Raw genomic sequence first — 25,235 nt, 5'->3', positions numbered from 1 at the left:
GTTTGGCTGTTAAAATGGTTTTTGTCGCCGCGCTGGGCTTTTGATCGTTACGGTTTTGATGCAGGTTGCTAACTGAACGTGGAGGTGGAGTCGGACCAAGCCGACCTAGCTTTCAGCTGTTCATGCTACGCCCCAGCAGGCATTTGGACACCACCCCGTCCCTTTGCTTGTTGTCTAATACGCAACGCCCTGGAGTTTTCAGCTCCAGGGCGTTTTTCATTCGTAACGATAAGATTGCTATCAGGCGGCCTGGGCCAGCTCGTCGGCAATGACGGTGTCGAGGTTGAGGAAGCAGACCATGGTCTTTTCGAGCGCGACGATGCCGCGGCAGAAGGCGCGCTGTGCTTCGGGAATGATTTCCGGCGCCGGCTGCAGGTCTTCGCTCTTGATGGTCATCATGTCGGAAACCTGCTCGACCAGCAGGCCGACGAGCTTGCCGGCGATGTCCGTTACGATGATGGCGGAACGCTCGGACGGCTCGGTCATTTTCATGCCGAGGCGGCAGGCCATGTCGATAACAGGGATCACGGCGCCACGCAGGTTGATGAGGCCCAGCACGTAGGGCGGCGTGTGCGGCATCGGCGTAACGGGCGCCCAGCCGCGGATTTCACGGATGGCCATGATGTCGATGCAGAATTCCTGATCGCCAAGATGGAACGATACGATTTCGAGATAGGCGCCCGACTGTTTGATGGCATTGGTCATGATCAGAACTCTTCCCAGTTGCCGCCGGCCGCCGAGGCCACTGCCTTCGGGGCGACGCTGTTGTTGAATGCTCCCGCAACTTTGCTCATCAAGCTCCGCGCGGGGGAGGGTTTGGGTTGCGAAGCAGCGTTTGCTGCCTGCGGTGTCTTGCGGGCGTTCATGCCCTCCTGAATTCGGAACTGGCTCACCAGCTGAGTCAGATTTTCAGCATCCGTTGCTAGCGCGTGGCTGGAAGCGTTGGTCTCTTCCACCATGGCCGCATTTTTCTGCGTCACCTGGTCCATCTGGCTTATGGCAGAGTTGATCTCGCCAAGGCCTGTAGATTGTTCGCGCGCCGAGGTTACGATCGACTTAACGTGCTCGTTTATCTTCAGCACATCTTCGCCAATTTCTCGCAAAGCGTTGCCTGTTGCCGTCACCAGCTCGCCGCCGGTCTGCACTTCATGGCTGGATTTGCCGATAAGAGCCTTGATGTCCTTCGCAGCACCGGCTGCGCGGCCGGCCAATTCCCGCACTTCCTGGGCGACGACCGCGAATCCCTTGCCGGCCTCGCCGGCGCGGGCGGCTTCGACACCTGCATTCAGCGCCAGGAGATTCGTCTGGAAGGCGATCTCGTCGATGACGTTGATGATCATTCCGATCTCGCGTGAGGCGGCCTCAATCCGCTCCATGGCAGCCATTGCTTCGCCGACGACGCGATCCGATTTCTCGGTGTTCTGGCGCGTGTGCTCAACCATGTGGCCCGCTTCCTCGGCCCGTTGCGCTGCGCTGCGGACGGTGGCGGTGATCTGGTCGAGCGCGGCCGACGTCTGCTCGAGGGAGGCGGCCTGCTGCTCCGTTCTCTTCGAGAGATCGTCGGCGGCGGCGCGCATCTGGCGGCTGTTGGCTTCGATCGAGCCGGTGTTGGCGGCAATATCCAGCATCGCGCGCTGCAGCCGCTGGGACGTCTGGTTGAAATCGGCCCGCAGTCGTTCGAGATCCTGACGGAAGGGCTGGTCGAGCGTCGCCGTGAGGTCGCCTTCAGCGAGACGGTTCAGGCCATGGGCGAGCTGGTCGACGGCCGAGGAGACCGCCTTTTCGTCCGCCATGCGGACGGCGTCCCGCTGCTGCCGTTCCTCGTCGCTGCGCAGGCGATCCTCGTTGCTGCGGGTCTCCAATGATTGCTTTTCGATGGCAGCATGGCGGAAAAGCTCGGCTGCACGCGCCATGTCGCCGATCTCGTCTCCGCGGGCGGTGCCGTCGACTTCGGTTTTGAAATCGCCGGCAACGATCCGCTGCATGCTGAGGCGCACGGCATTGATGCCGCGACGGATCGAACCGCCGTGAATGTATTGCAGAACGCAGATGATCACCAAGGCCAGGAGACCAGCGAAGATCTGGTAGTAGAGGGAATCGGTGGCGATCGCATCGGCCGCGTTCACCCGCGATTCGGCAAGATTGCTGCCGTCGGTCGCCAGCTTTTCGAACAGGGACGTGAGCTTGTCGCCTTCACCGTCGATCGTATCGTCGATCTTGGCGAAATCGTCGTCGCTACCCTTGTTTTCCACGAGGCTCTTCAGGTCGCCGAGCGTGGATTTCCGGATGGCTGCAACGTCGGCGTCGTAGGTCGTGACAAGATTGCCGTCGTTTAGCTCGGTGGCAAGATGGCGCATCGAATCGACGTTTTTCGTCAGCACGTCGAGCGATTTGCCCATGATGCCGAGGCGTTCCGGATCGACCTTGCCGTCGGCGCGATCGACGATCGTGTCCATGGCGGCAAGGGAGAGGTCGACGGCCGCAAGACGCATGGCGGTGACGTCATCGACGCTGTCCTGAGTGTGATTGGCAACGCGCAGTGCGGCGTCCACCTCGGCGTTTTCGTACCAACCGACAGCGATCATCGCTGCGATGCCGACAAATGCGGCGGCCCCCAGGGTCCAGAGCCGGTGGCTCACCGAGAAGCTTCTTCTTACCTGCGTTGACATGAAATCTACCCTTTCCGCGTCTTCGTGCTTTTCGCTCATGCCTATGCGGAAAAAGCCGAATATTCATTCGGGTGACATCATGTCTGGCTGGCGTCCGCGCCATTAAGTTATGCTAAAATTAGCAATGACAATTTAAACTTTTGCTAACGCTATTTCCGGGTCAGAGCAGCATGCCGTTGTCTGTCCCAGGGACATATGATCGCGGGCTCGCGGGAAACGGCTTGTTGAATTGCGCGGAAGACGTTGCCGCGCTATCACGCGCCTTCCCGCACGCACGTATGATTGCGGCGGTCGATCGGATTGAGGAAACGAGCGCATGAACAAAGCACGCATTGCCGTCTGGGTGGCCGTCTTCATCCTCGCAGGCATTTTGGGCGCGTGGACGTTTCACATCACCAATACGCCGCAAGCGCTTGTTGCGGATGGCCCTTATGGCGTGCCTTTCAGCCTCGTGTCGCAGAAGGGGCAACCGATCACCGAGCAAGCCTTCCGCGGCAAGCCGGCAGCGCTGTTTTTCGGCTATACCCATTGCCCCGACGTCTGCCCGACCACGCTTTTCGAACTGAACGGCTGGATGCAGAAGGCCGACCCTGACGGTAACAAGCTCAACGCCTATTTCATCACCATCGATCCGGCTCGCGATACGCCCGAGATCATGGACCAGTACGTGTCCAACGTTTCGCAGCGAATCACCGGCATTTCCGGCCCGCCGGACAAGGTCGAGGAGATGGCGAAGGGCTTCCGGGTCTATTTCAAGAAAGTGCCGACGGATGAGAAGGATCCGAACGGCGACTATACGATGGATCACACCGCTTCGGTCTTCCTGCTTGATTCCTCCGGCCGCTTCGCAGGCACGATCGCCTACCAGGAAGACCCTGACATAGCCGTCAAGAAGCTCGAGAATTTGATCAAGCGCGGATAGGCTGATAACGATGCCGCCCTGCAAGGTCGCGCTTCGCGCGGCCGTCGATCGATTTGCCTATGAAAGAACGAAGCGTTGAGTGAAATCCGCCTTTATGTGACGACCACCGAAAAGAAGGCCGAGGAGATATTGGATCTCCTGACGCCCGTTTTCGAGGATGAAGATTTCCCCATCGCGACGACCGAAGTCGACGAGAAAAAGGATATCTGGGAAGCCTCGGTCTATCTGATGGCTGACGAGGAAGACGAGATTCGCGCCCGGTTCGCCGAGGTTCTGAAAGACGGCTTTTCCGATCTCTTCATCGAAAAGGAAGTCATTCCGGATATCGACTGGATCGCAAAGTCGCTCGAAGGCCTGAAGCCCGTACGGGCAGGGCGGTTCCTCGTCCACGGCTCGCATGATCGCGGCAAAGTGCGCTCCAGCGATATCGCCATCGAGATCGATGCCGGCCAGGCTTTCGGCACCGGCCATCACGGGACGACGGCGGGCTGCCTGGAAACGATCGAGAATGTGCTGAAGAGCCGGCAGGTGCGCAACGCACTCGATCTCGGCACCGGCAGCGGCGTATTGGCGATCGGCGTGCGTAAGCTTAAGGATATTCCGGTCCTTGCGACCGACATCGACCCCGTGGCCGTCCGCGTGGCCCGGGAGAACGTTCGACGCAACGGCATTGCATCGGGCATCACGATGGAAACGGCGCCGGGCTTTCACTCGACCTCCTTCTCCCGGCACGGCCCCTTCGACCTGATCATCGCCAATATCCTTGCACGACCGCTGATCAAGATGGCGCCGCAGCTCGTCGCGCATCTGGCGCCGAGCGGCTCGGTCATTCTGTCGGGCATCCTCGCCAGCCAGCGCTGGAAGGTGCTGTCGGCCTACAATGGCGCGAAGCTGCGGCATGTCCGCACGATCTGGCGCAACGGCTGGGTGACGATCCATCTCGATCGTCCCTGAGACGCTGATTTTCACTTACCTGAATGCAGAAGCCCCAAAATGCAAAAGGCGGTGCCATTGGCACCGCCTTGCAGATCAGTCTTTGCTGATCTAACCCGCGAGCTAGGAGGAGGAGCGCTCAAGCGGGTTCTAGCGTTCAGATCGTTGGGCCGGCGAGGGAGGAGGAGAGCCAGACCTTCGACTTTATTAGAACGCGTAGCTGTTTACGCCCTTGTGGCGAATATCACCGCGGCTTACGCCGATCATTCTCGACGTTTCAGCTTCGAGATGACGAAGCGCGCCGATTACATGGCGCACAGTCCGGCGTTCGCCAGCCTGCGCAGGGCTGCTATATGCGAACCGAGAGTTGGCCATTTTCATTTCCTTTCGAGCGGGCTTTGTTCAGCCCCGTTTGATGTGCTCGATATAGTCATTCTTTTTGCAGTGCGGCAGAGGGTCTGCATCATGGGAGGCATGCGGCAGACGCATAGTGGATTTCACCATTGCGTCATAATTGACGAGCGATGCACACGAAATAGGCGTTTTCGTTAATGCGGATTTTCTCCGATCTTCTCTCCCGCTGGCGTCAAATTCGGATAACATGGGCGGGCAGCTTGCTGCGCAAATTCCAGTTCAGCCATTCGGATAAGCCATGTTCCAGTCTTTTGACGTCACTTCCACCCCGCAATTCGGCCCTGAACGCGTGGCCGGCCTCAGGGCCGCTTTTGCCGCGCTCGGCATAGATGCCTTTCTGGTGCCTCGTGCTGATGAATTTCAGGGCGAATATGTGCCGGCCTGTTCGGAGCGTCTTGCCTGGCTCACAGGCTTCACAGGGTCGGCCGGTGTTGCTTTGGTGACACAGTCGCAGGCTGTGGTTTTTGTCGATGGACGGTACACGACGCAGCTCGTCGAGCAAGTCGACCAGACGGTGTTCACCGGCGGCGATCTCGTCAACGAACCTCCGCATGTGTGGCTCACCAACCATGCGCCGACGGAACTGAAGCTCGGCATCGATCCGTGGCTGCATACGGGCGCCGAAGTGCGCCGCCTTGAAAAAGCGCTGGGCGAGATCGGTGGCTCGCTGGTATTCCTTCCGCACAACCCTCTCGACCGGCTTTGGAAGGATCGGCCGGCCGAGCCGTTGGGCGACGTCATCATCCAGAACGTGGCGCAGGCAGGCATCCTTGCCACCGACAAGCTGACCGTCATCGCGCAGCAGTTGGAGAAGAAGAACCTCGCGGCCGTATTGGTCACGGATCCATCTTCGGTTGCCTGGATCTTCAACATTCGCGGCAATGACGTGCCGCATACGCCGCATCCGCTGGCACGGGCGATCGTCTATGCGACAGGCAAGGCCGATCTCTTCCTCGACAAGCGCAAGACGCGGATCGAGGCCGAGGCCTATCTCGGGCAGATTTGCGCCCAGCTTGAGCCTTCCGAGCTTTCCGCGCGGCTGTCGGCGATCTCTGCCGGGGGCGGGCGCATTCTCGTCGATCCCGATCTCTGCGCCTATGCGCTTACCGACCTGATCCGTCGCGAGGGCGGCGAGGTCGTCGAAGGAACGGATCCGGCCAAGCTGCCGCGTGCACGCAAGAACGCCGCAGAACTTAACGGCTCGGCTGCGGCGCATTTGCAGGACGGCGCGGCCATGGTCGAATTCCTCTATTGGCTCGAGACCAGCAAGCCGGGCACGGTGAGCGAGATCGCTGCCGCCCAGAAGCTGGAGGCAGTCCGCGCCAAGGTCGGCAGGGACATGCAGAACCCGCTCAAGGACATCTCCTTCGACACGATTTCAGGTGCCGGAGATCATGGTGCCATCATCCACTACCGCGTCACGACCGCGACGGACCGGCCGCTCAATCCGGGCGAGCTCTATCTGGTCGATTCCGGTGCGCAATATATCAACGGCACGACCGACATCACCCGCACGGTCGGGATCGGCAGTTCGGTACCGGAAGAGCAGCGGCAGTTCTTCACGCTGGTGTTGAAGGGCATGATCGCTATCAGCACCGCGCGCTTCCCGAAGGGCACGCGGGGTTGCGATCTTGATCCGCTGGCGCGCATCGCGCTCTGGAAATCCGGTGCCGACTATGCCCATGGCACTGGCCACGGCGTCGGGTCCTATCTCTCGGTGCATGAGGGGCCGCAGCGTATTTCGCGGTTGTCGACGCAGGAACTGCTGCCCGGCATGATCCTCTCCAACGAGCCCGGCTACTACCGTCCCGGCAGCTTCGGCATCCGTATCGAGAACCTGATCTATGTTCGCGACGCCGAGGAGATCGAAGGCGGCGACATGGCCATGCTCGGCTTCGAGACGCTGACCTATTGCCCGATCGACCGCAGCCTCGTCATTCCGGAACTGCTGACGCATGAGGAGCTGCATTGGCTCAATGATTACCATGCCCGCACCCGCGAAGCGCTTATGCCATTGATCCATGATCATGACATCCGCGCGTGGCTTGAGAATGCCACCCTGCCGCTCAGTTTCTGAGCGGCAAATCTTAACCGGCCAGATATCGCCACGCCATGACGACGATCCATCCGGCGATCAGCATCGGCGTGGAGGAGAAGCGCAGCCCGACCAATAGGGCGACGAGCAGCGAGACCTTGACATCCCAGCCGCCGATGAAAAAGGCCGGCGCCACAAGCGTGGTCAGCACGGCGGCGGGAACCGCGTTCAGCGCCGCTTCGACACGGGGCGGGATGCGGGTCATGCGGGTGATGAGGATAAAGCCGCCGATGCGGGTCAGGTAGGTGACCACGGCGGCGGCGAAGATCAGCAGGACCATATGCGGATCGAATTGCGTCATCGTCAGGCCTCGTGGTTTTCGTGAACGAGATCAGGCTTGCGGTTGGCCTTCACGGGCGGCAGCAGCGCTGCGAGCAGGACGCCGGCCAGTGCGCCGAGGCTGACATGCCAGGGCGAGCCGACATAGCGAAAGGCAATGGCGGAACCGATGGCGCTGGCTGCGACGACCGGCAAAAAATTGTCTCTGCTGCGGAAGCCGATGACGATGCCGAGAAAATAGATCGGCAAAAGGATGTCCAGGCCGATCGATCTCGGATCACCGATCAGGCTGCCAAGCAATCCGCCGATGAGGCTTGCGATCACCCAGGGCACATAGATCACGAGGGCAAAGCCGAGATACCAGATGAAGGTGACGCGCTTGCCTTCCTCGCCGCGCTTGACGGCTGCCGCAAATTGCGGGTCGACCAGCAGGAAGAAGGTGAAGAATTTTTCGACGGGCGAGAAATGCCGGATGTAGCGGGCGATCGCAGCGGAATAGAGCACATGGCGAAAGTTCACCGCCAGGATCGAGAGTACGATCAGCCAAGCTTGGACATTGTGGCCGAACAAATCAAGGCCGACCATCTGGCTTGCGCCGGCATAGACCGTGCCGCTCATCAGCGTGAGTTCGCCGAGCGACATGCCCTGATCACGGGCCAAAGCACCGAAGAGCGCACCGAACGGCGCTGACGCAAGCCCGACCGGAATGCCGCCGCGCAGGCCTTCGAGAAAGTCCGTCCTCTTCATATGTGGCTTCCATCCCCGCCGAACGTGAGGCTGTGTAAGGTGCGCACTCTCCGATGGCAATTGAATTTCATGAATTGTCCTATTGATTTCGCTGAACGATTCCTGAAGTTTTCTGGGGGCGTGGAGGGGAGGAACCTATGAAGAAGATCGAGTTTTCTAGGGAAGACAAGGCCGAGATCGTCTCCAGGATTCAACGACATTTCAGCGACGAACTCGACCAGAAAATCGGTGTTTTGCCTGCCGAATTCCTGCTGGATTTATTCGCGACGACGATCGGCGCGCATTACTATAATCAAGGTCTTCGCGATGCGCAGGCGGCCTTCCTGAAGAAGATGGAGGATGCCAGCGAGGCCATCTATCTGCTGGAGCGACTGCCCGACGACAAGGGCTGAATTCGGCACGCGTCCTTCGCCGGCAGCCGTGCCAAATCGGCCGTCAAACGGCATTTGTGCATCCGATTTAGCATTTTCCTCAGCTTTTTGCGCATAATGGCGGCCATGGCAAAGATCGTGGCATTGACGGCATATTTCTATCAGGCAGCGGTGGCCTTCGGGCTGCTGATCGCCGTCGCGCATCTGCTGTCGCCGTCCGATTATGCCGGCTATTCCCTGTTCATCTCCATCAGCCAGTTTGCGGCCATCTTCTGTTTCGAGTGGATCCGCTTTGCTTGCAGCCGTTTCTATCCCGGCCAGAGGGAAGGCAGCGAGGCTTCGGAGCGCAAGGCGCTGACGGTTGAATTTTCCGCCTGTGCCGTTCTCTGCATCCTGGCTGGCGTCGCCTCCATCTTCTTCGGCGTGCCGCCGGAAGTCGCCTTGCTCGGCGGTCTCGTGGCCGTTCTCCAGGGTGCGAGCGATCTGCATCTGACCATGCTGCGCTTTCGCCAGCAGTTCCGCGCCTTTTCCCGGCTGCAGGGTTCGCGCGCGACGATCCTTGCGGCAGGCACGCTTGCCGGCGCTGCGATCTCGCCGACATTCACCTTTACTGTTGCCGGGCTCCTTGCCGGCTATGTCGGCTACAGCCTGCTTGCCTTTCTCCTGACGCGCGGCGTGCTGCAGGAAAGCGCACCGTTCGACAGAACGCTGGTGCGCAAGCATTTCGTCTACGGCAGTGTTGCCGCGGGCGCCTCCGTCGTCGGCATATTGGCGCCGCTCGGGCTTAAGTCGATCCTGACTGCAAGCCTTGGCGCGGAAGGTGCGGCCGGCGCGCTGCTGGCGCTCGATCTGCTGCAACGGCCGTTCATCCTGATCGTGTCGGCGCTGCAGGCGATCCAGTATCCCGATGTGGTTGCCCATTACGACCGGGACGGCGAGACACCCGCCCTGCGGCACCGTCTCGGCGAATATTATTCGCTGCTGACCGGCTTCACGCTGATGACCGCTGCCGGCATTTTTGCGCTGCTGCAGCCGGTTGGATATTTCGTCGTTTCCGCCGGCCTGCGGGACGGGTTTCTCGCGGCTGCTCCCTTCGTCACTGGCCTTGCCGTCTTTAGGGCAATCACGCTCAACATGCTGCCGACGCCCGCGCATCTGCGACACCGTCTGCTGTCGATCTTCCTGTTGTCGGTGGCCGACTGCCTGCTGCTGAACGGCGGCACGCTTGCTGCCGGGCACCTGATCTCCGCGAGCAGCGGCGCGTTGATGGCGGGCGGCATGGTTGGGGCATTCATCGCGATGCTGATCGGCATCCGCGTGCTCCTGTCGCTGCCCTTCGATTTCATCTGGCAGCCGGTCGTGCTCTCTGCGGCCGGGCTTGCCGTGCCTGTGCTGGCGACCGCCGGTTTCGACTACAGTCTCTGGATTTCCGTCGGTGCGGGCATTGTCGGGGGCGCGGTCTTCTGCCTGCTGGGACTGCATAGCTATTTTACCCGCATGTTCCGTCTGCAGGCAGCATCATAGATCGCTCCGCAGCGGCGGGGATGTGAGGGCTAGAGTTTTTCCAGCAGTTCAAGCACGCGGTCGGCACTGGCATCCCAGGAGAAGCGGGCGACATTTCGCCGGCCTTCTGCACGCAGTTCATCCCGCAGGTCCTGATCGGCAGTGATTCGCTTCATCGCGCTGACCAGCTCATGTTCCTTCACCGGATCGAAATAGAGTGCTGCTTTACCGGAAGCCTCGCGAATAGACGGGATGTCGGCAGCGAGCACGGGACAGCCCTGTGTCATGGCTTCCAGTGGAGGAATGCCGAACCCTTCGTAGAGGCTCGGGAAGATGAAGGCCGTGGCATGGCGCTCCAATGCGGCGATTTCCGCATCGGTCAGGCGACCGGCATAGATGATCTTTCCCGTCGAGGCTGCACCCTTGGCCCGGAAAACTGTTGGCGCGGTGCCGCCAACCACCACCAGCTTTTGCCCTGTTTGACCCAAGGCCTCGAAGGCGCGGATGGCAAAATCGAGATTCTTGTTCGGCTTCATCGTACCGACGAGCAGGAAGAATCCGCCTGTTTCCAAACCCAGCCGTCCGATGATGCTTTCGTCCGGGACGATGGTGGCGAAGTGATCGACCGCATTGTAGATGACGTCGATACCCGAGGCCGGTACGCGGAAAACCGATGCCAGTTCCCGGCGGGAGAACTCCGAGACCGTACCGATCTTGGCGGTCCGGGTCAGGGCAAAGCCGAGTGCGCCATGCAGAAGCCGATAGCTGCGCCTGAAGGACTGCGGATGGCGGAAAATGGTGACGTCGTGGATGACCACCAGCTGGCGGCGTCCGAACAACGGGCCGCTGCCGCCGAACCCGATGAGGCGGCCGCCGCGCGAACGCCGGTAGAGCGCCGTCTGCTCCCATAGATGACCGGGGCCGGAGCCGAAGGAATCCACTGTTATCGCCTTGAGATCGATATCGGCAGGCGCGTCGCCTGGGACCGCGAGACGCCAGCTTGCGCCCTTCAATGCATCAGGAACTGTCCCGGCTGCGATCTTCCGGTCAAGCGCAAGCGTCAGTTCCCGGGCAAAGCGCTGCACGCCGGAGAGCGGCTGTCCCAGGAAGCGGCCGTTGATCGTGATCGTCTGCAAGCGCAAAGCCCCGTATCATTTTTCGGGGCAGCTTCCGCTATTTTCGTGAATTAAGACTTAGCAACATTACCATCCAGCCAAGATTGCTCTACTGGAGGTTATATCGATGCCGCGAGACACCATTTCTTCCATGGCGGCCGTCACGCCGACGGGATCGATGCCGCGGCTGGCGTCCTCGATGAAGCGCACCTTGACGCCGGGCAGCATATCGACCGCATCGAGAGCGGAGAACTTCACGCAATAATCGGTCGCAAGGCCGCAGATGTCGAGCTCGGTGACGCCTTGCGAACGAAGGTAGTCTGCAAGGCCGGTATGGGCCTCCTGATCGTTGTCGCGGAAGGCGGAGTAGCTGTCGATGTGCTGCTTTTGGCCCTTTTGCTGGATGAAGTGGATGCCGTCGATATTGAGGTCCGGATGCAGTTCCGCATCGTCGGTTCCCTGGACGCAGTGGTCGGGCCATAGCATTTGCGGCTTGCCCGAAAGCACGCCCATATCGAAGGGGTTCTTGTCGGCATGGGTGGAGGCGAAGCTGCCGTGATCCTCCGGATGCCAGTCCTGCGAGGCGACGACGAGGTCGTATTTGCCGCTATCGATCAGTGCGTTGGCGAGCGGCACTACCTGATCGCCCTCGGGCACGGCGAGGTTACCGCCGGGGCAGAAGCCGTTCTGGATGTCGATGAGCAGCAGGGCTTTCATGGATGACGTCCTTCCTTACCTTCATTGCGTTGGCACGATGCCAAGGGCAGGGGCAGGGATCAAGTGCTGTTCTCACTCAAACAGGCGTCGTCCTGAAGCAGAGCCCCGCCGTGGGAACGGCGGGGCTCGGTATGACCGGCTTGCCGGGTCTCAGTTGGCCGGCTTGTGGCCCTTGAGACCGTAATAGGCGATGTAGATGTAGCAGATGACGGGCATCAGGAAGGCGAGGTGGATGCCGATCGTGTCGGCGAGGAAGCCCTGAATGACGGGCAGGACCGCGCCGCCAACGATGCCGAGAACCAGAATGCCCGACCCCTGGCTGGTGTAGCGGCCAAGGCCATGTACACCCAGCGAGAAGATCGTCGGGAACATGATCGAGTTGAACAGGCCGACAGCCAGCACCGACCACATGGCGACATGGCCGGTCGAAAGCACGGTGATGAGAAGCAGAATGATCGCGATGGCAGCATTGAAGGCGAGCGCCTTGCCGTCATCAACAAAGCGCATCAGGAAAGCGCCGACGAAACGGCCGATCATGGCGCCGCCCCAGAAATAGGAGACATAGTGGGCCGCATCGGCCTCCGACAGGCCGCCGATGTCGGGCTGGCTCAGGAAGTTGACGAGGAACGAGCCGACGCTGACTTCGGCGCCGACATAGAGGAATATCCCGATCGTGCCGAGCACGAGGTGCCTGAATTGCCATGCCGAGCCGGTGTCGCGCATCGGCTTGATCTCGTCTTCGTTTTCGACTTCCGGCAGCTTCAGGATGGCGAAGATGATGGTCAGGACGAGGAACGCGGCGGCAAGCAACAGGTAGGGGAACTTGACGGCGGCGGCTTCGCTGGCGTGCATCGCATCCAGCTGTTCGGGTGTCGCGTTGGTGGCGGCAACGGTGGCCGCGCCGAGGATGAGCATGGCGCCGAAAATCGGTGCGATGGTGGTGCCGAGCGAGTTGAAGGCCTGGGTCAGGTTCAGGCGGGATGCTGCCGTATCAGGGGCGCCGAGCACTGTCACATAGGGATTGGCGGCCACCTGCAGGATGGTAACGCCGGTGGCAAGCACGAAGAGCGCGCCGAGGAAGAGGGCGTAGACGCGGTAGCTGGCAGCCGGAATGAAGAGCACGCAACCGACGGCGCAAATTGCCAGGCCGACGACGATGCCCCATTTATAGCTGATGCGCTTGACGAGTGCGCCGGCCGGCAGGGAAATGATGAAATAGGCGCCGAAGAAGCAGAGCTGGATCAGCATCGACTGCGCGTAGTTCAGCTGGAAGACATTCTTGAGGTGCGGTACCAGAATGTCGTTCAGGCAGGTGATGAAGCCCCACATGAAAAAGAGCGAGGTCAGCGCAATGAGCGCGAATTGGTAGTTGCTCTGGCCTTGTTGCGCGGATGTGCCGGCGCGGGCGGTGGCAGAGCTGCTTGTTGTTATTCCAGCCACTTTCTTGATCCTCAAAATATTGGTCCTGCCAGCGGTAAACCCCTCCGCTCCCGCGGGACAGCAGGCTGGCAGCGGCTTGGCGGGAAAACGCGGAAAGCGCGAAATGCTGAAAGCCGCTGGATGGATATATGCCATTGGCCGATTATTGGTAGCGTCTAAGCAGCGTTTATTCCGCAATGCAGCAATGAATAAATGACTTGTCTTCTTCCGAAGTTATGCGATTTTCGCATTTCTAAATGGACTCCGCCCTTGGTGATTCGATTGTCAAAGTTCGGACGGGGCGCTGAAAGCTGCCTCGTAGTGAAATATAATAGGTGACACCTTTCAGCGCCCCGTTCGGCGGTTTATGCCCGCAACTCCGGTCTCTCTGCGACTTCCGTTGAACCCGAGTGCCAATTCGGACGGAAACCATGTGTGCCGCACAGGCACGCCCGAAGCGAAACCCGAAGAGTTGCCTCTTCGCCGTCTTCGGAGGGAGACCATTTTCTGCGGACCCCGAATGAGAGAGCTTGCGTCGTTCTCCAACATCCAGCGCCGGTCCCGCCTCACTGCCACGCCTGGCAGCGTATCCGAGGACGGAACGAAGGAATTGTAGGCGCGGGTGAGGGGATGGGGAAAACGCGACAGGACATGTTGGGTAAACCATTGTATTCGCTGCGCTTACGCGAACGTTTTGTCATCATGGTTCGCTCACACTACCCCTTCCGCCATTCTGGTGGTCCGGTTAAATCTGGAATTCGGTAGCACATGCCACCAACGGTGACGTTTATAGCAGCTTTGCGCCAAAAGCCGCCATGGCCCGTCGCCACAGCAACACGACGGCCCTCGACCAGAATCTTGTGGGGCTGACGCTGAAATCGATTACGTCGACGAGCCCTGCAATCGCTGGCGTTTCGCATTGCGACCGGGACGGGGTTAATCCGATCTTACTGGCCGAACCGCTCGACCATTGTGCTATACTCGCATGTTGGGCCTCAATGGTCAGACGTCGCCTACCGCAAGTGAATGAACCGTATGGAATGAAAGGAAATTCGATCATCACTTAGTTGGAGAAACCGTCATGAAACCTATGAGATTGATTTCATTGGCCTCGACCGCCGCGGCTTTGGCCTTGTCGGTCGGCGCGGCATACGCTCAGCAGGTCACCGGCACGCAGGGCTCGCCCGATGCAACGACGACGATTGATGGGAGATACTTGCCCCCACAACCAACACCGTTCGGCGGCGAAATCAACCTTCAGGCCAGTCAGTCGAAACCGTATTGGCCGCCCCAAGTGGTGCCGCCCAAGGGTGCTCCTAACATCCTCCTCATCATGACCGATGATCAGGGCTATGGCGTTTCGGGCACGTTCGGCGGCGTAATCCCGACGCCGACAATGGATCGAATAGCGCAAATGGGGCTGCGTTATACTCAGTTCCATTCGACCGCACTTTGCTCACCGACGCGGGCCGCGTTGATCACCGGACGGAACCACCACTCGGTCGGCTTCGGCATCATTTCCGAGCAATCCACCGGCTATCCCGGCTACGACAGCGTCATGGGCGTCGACAATGCCACCATCGGCACGATCCTGAAGCAAAGTGGCTACGCGACATCCTGGTTCGGCAAGAACCACAACACCCCGAGCTACCAGTACAGTGCGGCCGGGCCATTCGACCAATGGCCTGTCGGCATGGGGTTCGATTATTTTTACGGCTTCATGGGCGGCGAGACCGACCAATGGACGCCCTACCTCTATCAGAACATGACGCAGATTTTCCCCTGGGTCGGGAAGCCAGACTACAACCTGACCACCGATCTGGCGGACGAAGCGATCCGCCATTTGCGGCAGCTCAACTCAGCCGCGCCCGACAAGCCGTTCTTCCTCTACTATGTCCCAGGTGGCACCCATTCTCCGCACCAGCCAACCAAGGAGTGGATCGACAAGTTCAAGGGTAAGTTCGACATGGGTTGGAACGCCCTGCGCGACCAGATCTTCGCCAACCAGAAGCGGCTTGGCGTGATCCCCGCGAACACCGAACTGACGCCCTGGCCGGATGATCTGAAAAAATGGGACACGTTAACTGCCGACGAAAAGCGACTGTTCGCGCATCAGGCGGAAGTGTTCGGCGCTTATGCCGCCTACACCGACCATGAGATTGGCCGGGTAATCCAGGAGGTCGAGGACGAGGGGAAGCTCGACAACACTCTGATCATCTATATCAGCGGCGACAACGGCACCAGCGCGGAAGGCACCACTGTCGGCACGCCAAACCAGATGACCGCCTACAACGGCATTCTCGATCTTCCGATCGCGGATCAGTTGAAGGCCTATGATGCCTGGGGACTCCCTCCAACCTATCCACATATGTCCGTCGCTTGGTCATGGGCGTTTGACACACCGTTCAAATGGACCAAGCAAGTGGCGTCGCATTTCGGCGGCACCCGACAGGGTATGGTGATCGCATGGCCCGGCCATATCAACGATGCGGGCGGGATCCGCACGCAGTTTCACCACATGATCGACATCGTGCCGACCATACTGGAGGTGACCGGCATCCCAGCGCCTCTGGTTGTTAACGGCATTGCGCAAAAGCCGATCGAGGGGGTGAGCATGGCCTCCACCTTCGACAAGGCCAACGCCAACGCTCCCTCGAAACGCACCACGCAATATTTCGAGATGTTCGCGAACCGCGCGATCTATCACGATGGTTGGATCGCGGCGACGACACCGCCGGCCCCACCCTGGCTCCTCGGCACCGCCAAGCTCCCCGAGGATGTCATCAACGGCTATAAATGGGAGCTCTACAACCTCACCGACGACTATTCGGAGAACAACGACCTCGCGGCCAAAATGCCCGACAAGCTGCGCGAACTGCAGCAGCTTTTCCTGGTGGAGGCGGAGAAGTACAATGTATTTCCTCTCGACAACTCCGTCCTGCCACGCATCATAGCGCCGCGGCCGAGCGCGACTGCAGGGCGAAGCCTCTTCACCTACCAGGGCGAGGTGTCCGGGATACCGGTTAGTGACGCACCAAGTATCCTGGACAAGTCTTACACCATAACCGCCGAAGTAGATGTTCCCCAAAGCGGAGCAGAGGGAATGATCGCGACCTTGGGTGGCCGCTTCGGTGGCTATGGCCTTTATCTGCTCAAGGGCAAGCCGGTGTTCCTCTACAACCTCGTTGACCTTGAACGCTTTCGCTGGGAAGGGCAGGACGCTCTGGCACCGGGCAAGCACACTATCGTTTTCGACTTCACTTACGATGGCCCCGGCTTCGGAAAGGGGGGCACCGGCGTGCTAAAGGTGGACGGCAAGGAAGTCGCCAACCAGAAAGTCCCGCACACCGTGCCCTTCATCATGTCAATCGATGAAACCTTCGACGTGGGTGTCGATACCAGAACTCCCGTCGATGACGGTGACTACAGCGTGCCTTTCCCGTTCACCGGAAAGCTCGACCAGGTTGCCTTCAAGCTAGGCCCGACACAGCTAGGAGCAAATGAATAAGCAATTGCCCGTGGTAAGCTCGCCAAAGCGAACAACTACGCACTATAGGCATAAGGCTCCATCAGGTTCCTCCGGCTACATGCTGTCCAACGTCCGCTATGGGCCGAAAGTAGTCATTGGTTGCATTTGCTGCATAACACCAGTTACCCCCGGATGCAGGGTGCGCTATCTGCGCACCCTTGGTGTGACCGATCAGCCTGCTGCAAGCGGGCGCGACGCGGTCGATGCTCATCAGGCATGGTCGAGCTTTGCCACTGAATCCAGTTCCTTGATGACGTCGTCCGACAGCTCGAGCTCTGCCGCGGCAAGGTTCTCCCTGAGATGCCCGACAGAGGAAGTACCGGGGATCAGGAGAATATTGGGCGCGCGATGGAGCAGCCAGGCCAGCGCCACCTGCATGGGGGTAGCGCCAAGGCGCGTCGCGACATCCGACAGGGTCGATGACTGCAGCGGGCTGAAGCCGCCGAGCGGGAAGAAGGGCACGTAGGCGATGCCGTCACGGGCGAGGGCGTCGATCAGGGCATCGTCGCTGCGATGCGCCAGATTATACTGGTTCTGCACGCAGACGATCTCGGTGATCTTTCGTCCTTCCGCGATCTGGGCAGCCGTAACGTTGCTCAGCCCGACACGACGGACGAGGCCTTTTTGCTGGAGTTCGGCAAGGACGGTCAGCGGCGCTTCGATCGAGCCTTCCGCAGGACCATGAGTGTCGAACATGATCCTGAGGTTGACGACATCGAGTGCGTCCAGCCCGAGATTGCGCAGGTTGTCGTGCACCGCCTTCGCCAGTTCCTCCGGTGCGAAGGCCGGGAGCCATGCTCCCTTGTCGTCGCGCCTGGCGCCGATCTTGGTGACGATGACGAGGTCGTCGGCATAGGGGTGAAGGGCTTCGCGGATCAATTGATTGGTGACATGCGGGCCATAGAAGTCCGAGGTGTCGATGTGATCGACGCCTGACGCCACGGCTTCGCGCAGCACGGCAAGCGCCGCGTCATGATCTCTGGGCGGGCCGAATACGCCGGGGCCTGCGAGCTGCATGGCGCCGTAGCCGAGCCGCTTTACTGGTCGGTCGCCGAGGGTGAACGTGCCTGACTGTTCGATGCTGGTCATGTCTTATCTCCTTTTCAGAATGAGAGAGAAATAGACGATACGGCCTTGCGCGATAACGGGGTGTAATCGGTACGGTCTGTGCGGAATGGCGAACAGTGAAGGTCGATCTCGATTTTCCGGGCGATCACCGCAGATCGGCACGCAGGTCGCGGACTCCCCGTCCAAGGCGCTGGCGCAGGAGTGTGCGTAGCGTTGCTCCATCGACATAGCCGACCTCTGCCGCAATGGCGTCGATATCGAGGCCGCTGCCGTGGAGAAGGGATTGCGCCCGTTCGACGCGAAGGTCCTGAAAATAGTCGAGCGGGGACTTGCCGAGCACGGCCTGGCAACGGCGCTGCAATGAGCGTGCGCTCGTCGCCAGCGCACTCGCAGCCTCCTGCAGCGAGAATCCGCCCTTGAGATGCTCGCGGGCCCAGCGTTCGAAACGCAGGACGAGGGGATCCGCCTGAGCCAGATGATTGGGGATGATGTAGGAGGCCTGCGAGGACCTGATGTCGGCGAGCAGGTAGCGCGAGACGACGGCCGCCAACTCAGGACTGGCCTTGCGGATCAGCCAAAGGGCGAGATCGAGATGCCCCATCGCAGCACCTGCCGTGACGCCGATATCGGTCGGGATCAGCATCCGGGACTCGTCGAGGCGAACATTCGGGTAGCGTTGCCGGAAGAGCGGGGCGAGCCACCAGGTCGTCGTCGCCTCCCTGCCGTCGAGCAGCCCGGCCTCGGCCAGATAGAAGGTCCCTATGCAGGAGGCGGCGATCTGCGCGCCCTCGGCATGCCAGTTCAGCAGGTGCTTCTTCGCCTGCTTCATATCCGCTCGCTCCAGGGCGGGGATAAGTTGCTCCGGTGTTCCCGTCGCCAGCGCCGGAATGATCACCCAATCCGGCTTCAGCTCATCAGTCACGGACTTCACGGGTATCGTGAATCCAAGGCCCGAGCGGACTTTCCGGCGGACGCCGACGAGCGTCATGTCGAAATGGGGCGTGCCTCCCATCATTCGGGATGAAAATTTGTTGGCGAGCGCGAAGGCGTCGAGCGTCACGGTCAGTCCGGTATCGAAGACGTCGTCCAGAGCAAGCACGGAAATCCGCATGGCGTAAATGACCTCAAAGTTGGCATTTACGACAATATCGGTTTTGCAGCGCGCCGGCTAGGTTCCGCTCGCCAATAACTCACAGGCACAATTTCACTGACACAGGAGAACACCCCATGAAGGTATTTGCTATCGGAGCAATCACCACTCCGCCCACGCCGGAACAACAGCAGCAGGTCATGCCGAAGGAAGTGCCGCATACGCTTCAACTCTATCTCGACGGCAAGATCGAGCAGTTCTGGTTCCGCCAGGATCGGCTTGGCGTGGTCTTTCTGATGAACGTCGACTCTGTCGAAGATGCCAAAGCGGCGGTGGACACGCTTCCGCTGACCGAAGGTGGCTTCATGACATTCGATCTGATCCCCGTCGGCCCGCTCGCGCCGCTGGCGCGCCTGCTGCCGACCACCTAAGCGCTGGAGGCGCCGCCAATGAATATTCCTATCCTCATCGGCGGCGCCACAGGCGCTACCGGCAGCGTCGCGACGAAGCTCCTTTTGCAGAAGGGCTTTCCTGTCCGCGCCTTCGTTCACAAAATCGACGATCGCGCTCGTCAGCTCGAATCCCACGGGGCCGAAATCGTCGTCGGCGACCTGCTCGACTTTCGCGCCGTCCAACAGGCTTTTGACGGCATGAAGCGCGCCTACTTCGTCTATCCGATGCGCCCTGGCCTGGTGCAGGCCACCACGAATTTTGCGCAGGCCGCTCGCGAGGCGAGGGCAGAATTCATCGTCAACATGTCGCAGAAGACGGCCAGGTCGGACGCCAGGAGCGACTCGGCGCTCCAGCATTGGCTCGCCGAACAGGTCTTCGATTGGGCCGGCACGCCGGTCACGCATCTGCATCCGACAGCCTTCAACGAATGGCTCTTCTACATGCGCAACATGATCCGCGAGGGCCGCTATGCGGTTGCCTTCGAGCCGACGGGCCGCTTTGCGCCGATCTCCGCCGAGGACCAGGGGGCTGTCATTGCCGCGATCCTTGCCGACCCGGCGCAGCATGCCGGCAAGACCTATCCTCTCTACGGTCCCGTCGAGCTGACGCCGCCGGAGATTGCCGAGATCGTTGCCGCGACCTTGGGAAAGCCGGTGCGCTACGAGAGGATCACCGGCGAGCAATGGGTCCGCGAAGTTGCCGGTCAGGACATCCCGTTCCTTTCCCAGCACATCCAGGCCATCGCCGAGATGCATCGAGAGGGGCTTATGGCGGGGACGAACAACGTGGTCGAGACGATCACCGGCCGTCGCCCGATGACGGTTGCCGAATTCGTTGAGAAGCATCGGGCGGTCTGGCAGTAGATCGCGACGGGCAGACGGCAAAAGGGCGTGTTCCCAGTGCGGGGACACGCCGATCACGACAATGAAGGCTCCACTTATGCTCGAACTCATCAAGTCATCGATTGACGCGCATGGCGGCCTGGAACGCTGGGAACAGGTCCGGCGGATTTCCGCCACACTGACCCCTGGCGGTCTTGCCTTGCAGTTGCGAGGCCAGGAGGCTTTCGCGAAGAACTCGCTGCGAGTCACCATCGACACGCGGAAACAGCGAACGGTGTTCGATCCGTTCCTGGCCCGAGGGCACATCGGCATTTTCGAGCCCTATCGAACGGCTGTCGAGACATCAGAGGGCGCGGTCCTTGATGAGCTGCAAAATCCGCGAGACTCGTTCGTGCCCGAAGCTCCATGGAGCGCTCCGCAATTGGCCTATTTCGCAGGCTATGCGATGTGGACGTATCTCACGCTACCGTTCTCGTTGGTGCGGGACGGTATCCACCGTGAGGAGATCGGGTTTCACAATGAAGGCGGGGAAAGCTGGCGGGCAGTGAAGGTCATCTTCCCCAGATCCTACGTCACTCATTCCTCCGAGCAGGTTCTTTATTTTGACGACAAGGGATTGATCCGTCGGCAGGACTATTCCGTCGATGTTGCCGCAGGCTCCGTGGCCGCCCATTACCTTTACGATCATCAGGAATTCGATGGGATCATCTTTCCCACGCGTCGCCGCATCTATCCGCGCGGACCGGATCAGCTGCCGAACAGGGACGTGGTGATCATGTCGGCGGATCTTACAGGGTTCGAGCTATCAGGCGTGGCCCTCTGAGCCCGCCTTCCGCCTCAGACCCTTTCTACAAACCCGTCCAGCACACGCTTTTCGCCGGCGCGGTCGAATTCGATCGTCAGCTTGTTGCCTTCGATGCCTGATATGTTGCCGTTGCCGAACTTGATGTGGAAGACGCGGTCACCAACGGCGAATTTCGACGGTTCCGTCGAGGTGGACTTTGCGACAAGTTCGCCATCGATGGTGCGACCCTTGGGGCCGCTTTCGCCGTAGCCGATGCGCTCGACGGCGTGGCCAGAGCGCGTGCCCCAGTTGTCGCGGGTGGCATCCGAGCGGTTCTGCTGCGCGCGTTTCCAGCCGGGAGTGGAATAGTTGTTGGCGAAGGGATCGGCCTTGTCGAAGCGTGAGGCGCCATATCCACCACCGCGACCATATCCGCCGTAGGATTGCTCGGTTTCCGCCACTGTGACGTGATTAATCGGCAGTTCGTCGAGGAAGCGCGAGGGCATGGTGGATTGCCAGAGGCCGTGGATGCGTCGGTTCGAGACGAACCAGATGTGGCAGCGGCGTTTCGCGCGGGTGATGCCGACATAGGCGAGGCGGCGTTCCTCCTCCAGACCGGCGCGGCCGCTTTCGTCGAGCGAGCGCTGGTGCGGGAAAAGGCCTTCCTCCCAGCCCGGCAGGAAGACGGTGTCGAATTCCAGGCCCTTGGCCGAATGCAGCGTCATGATCGAGACGGCGTCGAGGTTCTCGTTGGTCTCGGCATCCATGACAAGTGCTACGTGCTCCAGGAAGCCGCGCATGGACTCGAAGCTGTCCATCGAGCGGATCAGTTCTTTCAGGTTTTCCAGTCGGCCCGGCGCTTCGGCCGACTTGTCGTTCTTCCACATGTCCGTATAGCCGGACTCGTCGAGGATGGTCTCGGCCAGTTCGGTATGCGGTGTATTCTCAAGAAGGCCCTGCCAGCGGCGGAAGGACATGACGACGTCGAAAAGCGCCTTGCGCGGCTTCGGCTTCATCTCGTCGGTCTCGACCATCTCGGCGGCAGCCGCCAGCATCGGGATGTCGCGGGCGCGGGCATAGTCGTGCAGCGAGCGGACGGCGGTGTCGCCGAGGCCGCGCTTCGGCGTGTTGATGATGCGCTCGAAAGCCAGATCGTCGGCCGGCTGGCAGACGAGCCGGAAATAGGCCATCGCATCGCGGATTTCGAGCCGCTCATAGAAGCGCGGGCCGCCGATGACGCGGTAGTTCAGGCCAAGCGTGACGAAGCGGTCTTCGAATTCGCGCATCTGGAAGGAAGCGCGCACAAGGATCGCCATGTCGTTGAGATTGTGCTTCTTGCCGGATGAATCGCCGCGCTGCAGCGCCTCGATCTCTTCGCCGATAGCGCGGGCTTCTTCCTCTGAATCCCAGGAGGCATGCACCTGAACCTTGGTGTCGTCTGGATCGCTGCGGTCGGTGAAGAGCGTCTTTCCGAGGCGTCCTTCGTTATGGGCGATCAGATGGGCGGCCGCTCCGAGGATATGCTCGGTCGAGCGGTAGTTGCGCTCCAGCTTGATCACCTTGGCGCCGGGGAAATCCTTCTCGAAGCGCAGGATGTTGTCGACTTCGGCGCCGCGCCAGCCATAGATCGACTGGTCGTCATCGCCGACGCAGCAGACGTTCTGCGGCTCGCCCTTCGGCCGCTGGGCGAGCAGCCGCAGCCACATGTACTGCGCCGTGTTGGTGTCCTGATACTCGTCGACGAGGATATAGCGGAAACGCTGATGATAGTCCTTCAGGATATCCGGGTTCTGGCGGAACATCGCGATCGGGTGCAGCAGCAGATCGCCGAAATCGCAGGCGTTCAGCGTCTTCAGCCGGTTCTGATAGGCCGCATAGAGTTCGCGGCCGCGGCCGTTTGCAAAGGCGCGGGCGTCGCCCTCCGGAATGTCTGCCGGCAGCAGGCCCTTGTTCTTCCAGGTGTCGATCATGCCGGCGAACTGCTTGGCCGGCCAGCGCTTGTCGTCCAGACCCTCGGCCTGGATGATCTGCTTGATCAGCCGTACGACGTCGTCGGTATCGAGAATGGTGAAGCTGGAGGAGAGGCCGACCAGCTCTCCGTGCCGGCGCAGAAGCTTGACGCCGATCGAGTGGAAGGTGCCGAGCCACGGCATGCCCTCGACCGCGCCGCCGACGAGAAGCGCAATGCGCTCCTTCATCTCGCGCGCCGCCTTGTTGGTGAAGGTGACGGCGAGGATCTGGCTGGGGAAGGCGCGGTTGGTCGACAGGATATGGGCGATGCGCGTGGTCAGCACGCGCGTCTTGCCGGTGCCGGCGCCGGCGAGCACGAGAACCGGGCCTTCCAGCGTCTCGACGGCTTCCGTCTGTTCGGGATTGAGGCCGGCGAGGTAGTCCGGCCGGCGCCCGCTATCGCGCGCGGCCATCGCCCGGGCGGCGATGCCGCCGGCAACGGGCGGAGCGCCCGCCGCTGCAGGCGGTTTGCGCGGGGCGGGCTCTTCATCGAAGAAGGGAATATCGTCGTATCCGGTCGTCATGCGGCTCAATGTAGTGATTCGGCCCCGAAAGGCAAAAGGAACGGCTGATAATAAGAACAAAAAGGGCACATTTATGTGAGAGAGATGCTGGATTGCGCGCATCGCAGTGTCATTGCGCCGATTTTCAGCGGCCGCGCGCGCATTGGGCCGTGGCGTTAATATCCGGGGCGAGCGAGGGGATGGGGCTCGGTGTGTATGGCAACGAAATCGGTGCCGTTTGTGTCTTTAAGGAAGCGGTCGCCAAGAATTGCGTCTTGAGCCAAGTGCTTGAAAACGCCTCATCATCATATTGCCTTATTCCTTAATATTGGTCTCGACATCAAATTCGGGGAGACCAGCGATTCCATGATCAAGAAACTTGTCCTTGTAGCCATTTGCGCCACCTATCTGAGCGCCTGCACGACGACCGATCCCTATACGGGGCAGCAGAAGGTCTCCAATACGGCAGGCGGCGCTGCGATCGGTGCCGGCCTGGGTGCCCTTGCTGGTCTCGCGGTCGGCGGGTCGCCGGTCGGACGGCGCAATGCAGCCCTGATCGGCGCCGGCATCGGTGCGCTGGCAGGCGGCTCGATCGGCAGCTACATGGACCAGCAGGAAGCCGAGCTGCGCCAGCAACTGCAGGGTACGGGCGTCTCCGTCACCCGCGTCGGCGACCGCATCATCCTCAACATGCCTTCGGCGATCACCTTCGATACCGACCAGGATGCGGTGAAGCCGGAATTCTATCCGACGCTGAACTCGGTCGCGATCGTGCTGCGCAAGTTCAACAAGTCGCTGATCGACGTCAACGGCCACACGGATTCGACCGGCAGCCTGCAGCATAACCAGGACCTGTCGCAGCGCCGCGCCATCTCGGTCGCCGGCTATCTCGGCAGCCAGGGCATCGACCAGCGTCGCGTCTCGGCCGTCGGCTTCGGCCCGTCGCAGCCTGTTGCCACCAATGCGACCGAAGCCGGCCGCGCCCAGAACCGCCGTGTCGAGATCCAGATCTCGCCGCTCACGCAGAATGGGTGAGGCGCGGTCCGGCGTAGCCGGAGCAATCGATCCAGTGAATCGATTGCAGCGCCGAACGCCCGAAGCGTAAGCGCAGGGCCGGTTGGTTCGGCGCGACGAGGGGCTTCTTGCTTGCGTGGGAACCCCTCATCCCCCTGCCGGGACCTTCTCTCCTCGGGGAGAAGATACAAGCGCCGACGCTTCGCAGATCTCAGCGGTCGAAATAGGAGTGATTTGGGTGCAGCGGCATCCGTCTTCTCCGCTTGGGGAGAAGGTGCCCGAAGGGCGGATGAGGGGTTCCCATCCGTCATATACCGCGGGATGCGCGGCACAAACCTCACCCCTCACTCATGCATCTTCGCCCCCTTGACGATCTTGTCGACAAGCTTCTTGTCCGCCCGTAGCGCAATGCCGACGACCTTGGCGTCCTCCGGCGCGAATTCCGAAAAGACCGCGCGGTTTGCCGCATCATGGCCCGTCGCAAACATTTCCTCGATGAAGACGGAGGCTGCCACTTCGCGTTCAAGGGACCGGCGATGGACCGCTGCGATCGTTTCTTCATCGGCGGACAGCACGATGATCGGCTGGACCGATAGCGCATTGTAGATATTGCCCGCCCGGTCGCGATAGGGCTCGCCGATGATATCGGGATATTGCCCGACGATACCTGATGTCAGGAAGGCGGTGACGTTCAGCTTTTGCCATGACGCAAGATTGTTTCGCAGAACGATCGCGATTTTGGTATCAAACATGGATGG

Annotated in this window: 21 protein-coding genes; 10 read left to right on the top strand and 11 right to left on the bottom strand. The window is 60.7% G+C overall.

The genetic code is table 11. From position 1 onward, the window contains the following. Positions 1-240: 240 nt before the first annotated feature. A complete protein-coding gene (locus tag DTW90_RS01135; protein ID WP_132524241.1) occupies positions 241-705 on the bottom strand; it encodes a chemotaxis protein CheW in 465 nt (154 codons plus the stop codon). Positions 706-707: 2 nt separating this feature from the next. Beyond that, a complete protein-coding gene (locus DTW90_RS01130) occupies positions 708-2,669 on the bottom strand; it encodes a methyl-accepting chemotaxis protein (RefSeq protein WP_149336071.1) in 1,962 nt (653 codons plus the stop codon). Between the two features lie 316 nt (positions 2,670-2,985). On the opposite strand from DTW90_RS01130, the gene DTW90_RS01125 reads away from it, so the two are divergent. From DTW90_RS01125 to DTW90_RS01115, 3 genes are all read left to right on the top strand, one after another. Continuing rightward, positions 2,986-3,591, top strand: a complete 606-nt coding sequence (locus DTW90_RS01125) for an SCO family protein (RefSeq protein WP_132524243.1) — start codon at positions 2,986-2,988, stop codon at positions 3,589-3,591. A gap of 75 nt (positions 3,592-3,666) precedes the next feature. Next, complete coding sequence (locus DTW90_RS01120) at positions 3,667-4,545, top strand: 50S ribosomal protein L11 methyltransferase (protein ID WP_132524244.1); 879 nt, start codon at positions 3,667-3,669, stop codon at positions 4,543-4,545. 631 nt (positions 4,546-5,176) lie between these two features. Continuing rightward, positions 5,177-7,015, top strand: a complete 1,839-nt coding sequence (locus tag DTW90_RS01115; protein ID WP_149336070.1) for an aminopeptidase P family protein — start codon at positions 5,177-5,179, stop codon at positions 7,013-7,015. Between the two features lie 10 nt (positions 7,016-7,025). On the opposite strand, the gene DTW90_RS01110 is transcribed toward DTW90_RS01115, so the two are convergent. Both DTW90_RS01110 and DTW90_RS01105 read right to left on the bottom strand, forming a co-directional pair. Next, complete coding sequence (locus DTW90_RS01110) at positions 7,026-7,334, bottom strand: AzlD family protein (protein WP_149336069.1); 309 nt, start codon at positions 7,332-7,334, stop codon at positions 7,026-7,028. A gap of 2 nt (positions 7,335-7,336) precedes the next feature. After that, positions 7,337-8,059 (bottom strand): AzlC family ABC transporter permease, encoded by a 723-nt coding sequence (locus DTW90_RS01105; protein ID WP_149336068.1) that lies wholly within the window; start codon positions 8,057-8,059, stop codon positions 7,337-7,339. Positions 8,060-8,196: 137 nt separating this feature from the next. Between DTW90_RS01105 and DTW90_RS01100 the strand changes: the two genes are divergently transcribed. Both DTW90_RS01100 and DTW90_RS01095 read left to right on the top strand, forming a co-directional pair. Further along, complete coding sequence (locus tag DTW90_RS01100; RefSeq protein ID WP_149336067.1) at positions 8,197-8,451, top strand: DUF2164 domain-containing protein; 255 nt, start codon at positions 8,197-8,199, stop codon at positions 8,449-8,451. Positions 8,452-8,556: 105 nt separating this feature from the next. After that, complete coding sequence (locus DTW90_RS01095) at positions 8,557-9,954, top strand: hypothetical protein (RefSeq protein ID WP_149336066.1); 1,398 nt, start codon at positions 8,557-8,559, stop codon at positions 9,952-9,954. A gap of 29 nt (positions 9,955-9,983) precedes the next feature. Here DTW90_RS01095 and DTW90_RS01090 read toward each other — a convergent pair whose 3' ends face one another. The 3 genes from DTW90_RS01090 to fucP all read right to left on the bottom strand — a co-directional run bounded on the left by DTW90_RS01090 (position 9,984) and on the right by fucP (position 13,196). Then, on the bottom strand, positions 9,984-11,069 hold the full coding sequence (locus DTW90_RS01090) for a glycosyltransferase family 1 protein (RefSeq protein ID WP_149336065.1): 1,086 nt from the start codon (positions 11,067-11,069) through the stop codon (positions 9,984-9,986). Between the two features lie 66 nt (positions 11,070-11,135). Continuing rightward, positions 11,136-11,765, bottom strand: coding sequence for a bifunctional nicotinamidase/pyrazinamidase (gene pncA, locus DTW90_RS01085; RefSeq protein WP_149336064.1), 630 nt, complete (start codon positions 11,763-11,765; stop codon positions 11,136-11,138). 150 nt (positions 11,766-11,915) lie between these two features. Next, entirely contained in the window at positions 11,916-13,196 is a 1,281-nt protein-coding gene (gene fucP / locus DTW90_RS01080) for an L-fucose:H+ symporter permease (protein ID WP_245512806.1), read from the bottom strand. A 1,078-nt stretch (positions 13,197-14,274) separates the two neighbouring features. On the opposite strand from fucP, the gene DTW90_RS01075 reads away from it, so the two are divergent. Then, entirely contained in the window at positions 14,275-16,692 is a 2,418-nt protein-coding gene (locus DTW90_RS01075; RefSeq protein ID WP_149336991.1) for an arylsulfatase, read from the top strand. 231 nt (positions 16,693-16,923) lie between these two features. Here DTW90_RS01075 and DTW90_RS01070 read toward each other — a convergent pair whose 3' ends face one another. Then, positions 16,924-17,802 carry an aldo/keto reductase family oxidoreductase gene (locus tag DTW90_RS01070; protein WP_149336063.1) on the bottom strand — a complete coding sequence of 293 codons (879 nt, stop codon included), beginning with the start codon at positions 17,800-17,802 and terminating at the stop codon, positions 16,924-16,926. 124 nt (positions 17,803-17,926) lie between these two features. Continuing rightward, a complete protein-coding gene (locus DTW90_RS01065; protein ID WP_149336062.1) occupies positions 17,927-18,892 on the bottom strand; it encodes a helix-turn-helix domain-containing protein in 966 nt (321 codons plus the stop codon). A gap of 116 nt (positions 18,893-19,008) precedes the next feature. On the opposite strand from DTW90_RS01065, the gene DTW90_RS01060 reads away from it, so the two are divergent. From DTW90_RS01060 to DTW90_RS01050, 3 genes are all read left to right on the top strand, one after another. After that, entirely contained in the window at positions 19,009-19,302 is a 294-nt protein-coding gene (locus DTW90_RS01060; protein WP_149336061.1) for a hypothetical protein, read from the top strand. A gap of 18 nt (positions 19,303-19,320) precedes the next feature. Beyond that, entirely contained in the window at positions 19,321-20,187 is an 867-nt protein-coding gene (locus DTW90_RS01055) for an NmrA family NAD(P)-binding protein (protein WP_149336060.1), read from the top strand. Between the two features lie 61 nt (positions 20,188-20,248). After that, complete coding sequence (locus DTW90_RS01050; protein ID WP_246664866.1) at positions 20,249-20,989, top strand: hypothetical protein; 741 nt, start codon at positions 20,249-20,251, stop codon at positions 20,987-20,989. A gap of 14 nt (positions 20,990-21,003) precedes the next feature. Here DTW90_RS01050 and DTW90_RS01045 read toward each other — a convergent pair whose 3' ends face one another. After that, complete coding sequence (locus tag DTW90_RS01045; RefSeq protein WP_149336059.1) at positions 21,004-23,484, bottom strand: UvrD-helicase domain-containing protein; 2,481 nt, start codon at positions 23,482-23,484, stop codon at positions 21,004-21,006. Positions 23,485-23,829: 345 nt separating this feature from the next. On the opposite strand from DTW90_RS01045, the gene DTW90_RS01040 reads away from it, so the two are divergent. After that, positions 23,830-24,498 (top strand): OmpA family protein, encoded by a 669-nt coding sequence (locus DTW90_RS01040; protein WP_132524258.1) that lies wholly within the window; start codon positions 23,830-23,832, stop codon positions 24,496-24,498. 323 nt (positions 24,499-24,821) lie between these two features. On the opposite strand, the gene DTW90_RS01035 is transcribed toward DTW90_RS01040, so the two are convergent. Beyond that, entirely contained in the window at positions 24,822-25,229 is a 408-nt protein-coding gene (locus DTW90_RS01035) for a DUF2000 family protein (protein ID WP_149336058.1), read from the bottom strand. Positions 25,230-25,235: the final 6 nt, after the last annotated feature.

Source organism: Neorhizobium sp. P12A (assembly GCF_008365395.1).
Classification (GTDB): Bacteria; Pseudomonadota; Alphaproteobacteria; order Rhizobiales; family Rhizobiaceae; genus Rhizobium.
This window is presented reverse-complemented; position numbering and strand designations above follow the sequence as displayed.

What these genes read in the sequence shown, in the direction of transcription:
- DTW90_RS01135 (WP_132524241.1), bottom strand. Translation starts at nt 705, where the DNA reads ATGACCAATGCCATCAAACAGTCGGGCGCCTATCTCGAAATCGTATCG.
- DTW90_RS01130 (WP_149336071.1), bottom strand. Translation starts at nt 2,669, where the DNA reads ATGTCAACGCAGGTAAGAAGAAGCTTCTCGGTGAGCCACCGGCTCTGG.
- DTW90_RS01125 (WP_132524243.1), top strand. Translation starts at nt 2,986, where the DNA reads ATGAACAAAGCACGCATTGCCGTCTGGGTGGCCGTCTTCATCCTCGCA.
- DTW90_RS01115 (WP_149336070.1), top strand. Translation starts at nt 5,177, where the DNA reads ATGTTCCAGTCTTTTGACGTCACTTCCACCCCGCAATTCGGCCCTGAA.
- DTW90_RS01110 (WP_149336069.1), bottom strand. Translation starts at nt 7,334, where the DNA reads ATGACGCAATTCGATCCGCATATGGTCCTGCTGATCTTCGCCGCCGCC.
- DTW90_RS01105 (WP_149336068.1), bottom strand. Translation starts at nt 8,059, where the DNA reads ATGAAGAGGACGGACTTTCTCGAAGGCCTGCGCGGCGGCATTCCGGTC.
- DTW90_RS01100 (WP_149336067.1), top strand. Translation starts at nt 8,197, where the DNA reads ATGAAGAAGATCGAGTTTTCTAGGGAAGACAAGGCCGAGATCGTCTCC.
- DTW90_RS01095 (WP_149336066.1), top strand. Translation starts at nt 8,557, where the DNA reads ATGGCAAAGATCGTGGCATTGACGGCATATTTCTATCAGGCAGCGGTG.
- pncA (WP_149336064.1), bottom strand. Translation starts at nt 11,765, where the DNA reads ATGAAAGCCCTGCTGCTCATCGACATCCAGAACGGCTTCTGCCCCGGC.
- DTW90_RS01075 (WP_149336991.1), top strand. Translation starts at nt 14,275, where the DNA reads ATGAGATTGATTTCATTGGCCTCGACCGCCGCGGCTTTGGCCTTGTCG.
- DTW90_RS01070 (WP_149336063.1), bottom strand. Translation starts at nt 17,802, where the DNA reads ATGACCAGCATCGAACAGTCAGGCACGTTCACCCTCGGCGACCGACCA.
- DTW90_RS01065 (WP_149336062.1), bottom strand. Translation starts at nt 18,892, where the DNA reads ATGCGGATTTCCGTGCTTGCTCTGGACGACGTCTTCGATACCGGACTG.
- DTW90_RS01060 (WP_149336061.1), top strand. Translation starts at nt 19,009, where the DNA reads ATGAAGGTATTTGCTATCGGAGCAATCACCACTCCGCCCACGCCGGAA.
- DTW90_RS01055 (WP_149336060.1), top strand. Translation starts at nt 19,321, where the DNA reads ATGAATATTCCTATCCTCATCGGCGGCGCCACAGGCGCTACCGGCAGC.
- DTW90_RS01050 (WP_246664866.1), top strand. Translation starts at nt 20,249, where the DNA reads ATGAAGGCTCCACTTATGCTCGAACTCATCAAGTCATCGATTGACGCG.
- DTW90_RS01045 (WP_149336059.1), bottom strand. Translation starts at nt 23,484, where the DNA reads ATGACGACCGGATACGACGATATTCCCTTCTTCGATGAAGAGCCCGCC.
- DTW90_RS01040 (WP_132524258.1), top strand. Translation starts at nt 23,830, where the DNA reads ATGATCAAGAAACTTGTCCTTGTAGCCATTTGCGCCACCTATCTGAGC.
- DTW90_RS01035 (WP_149336058.1), bottom strand. Translation starts at nt 25,229, where the DNA reads ATGTTTGATACCAAAATCGCGATCGTTCTGCGAAACAATCTTGCGTCA.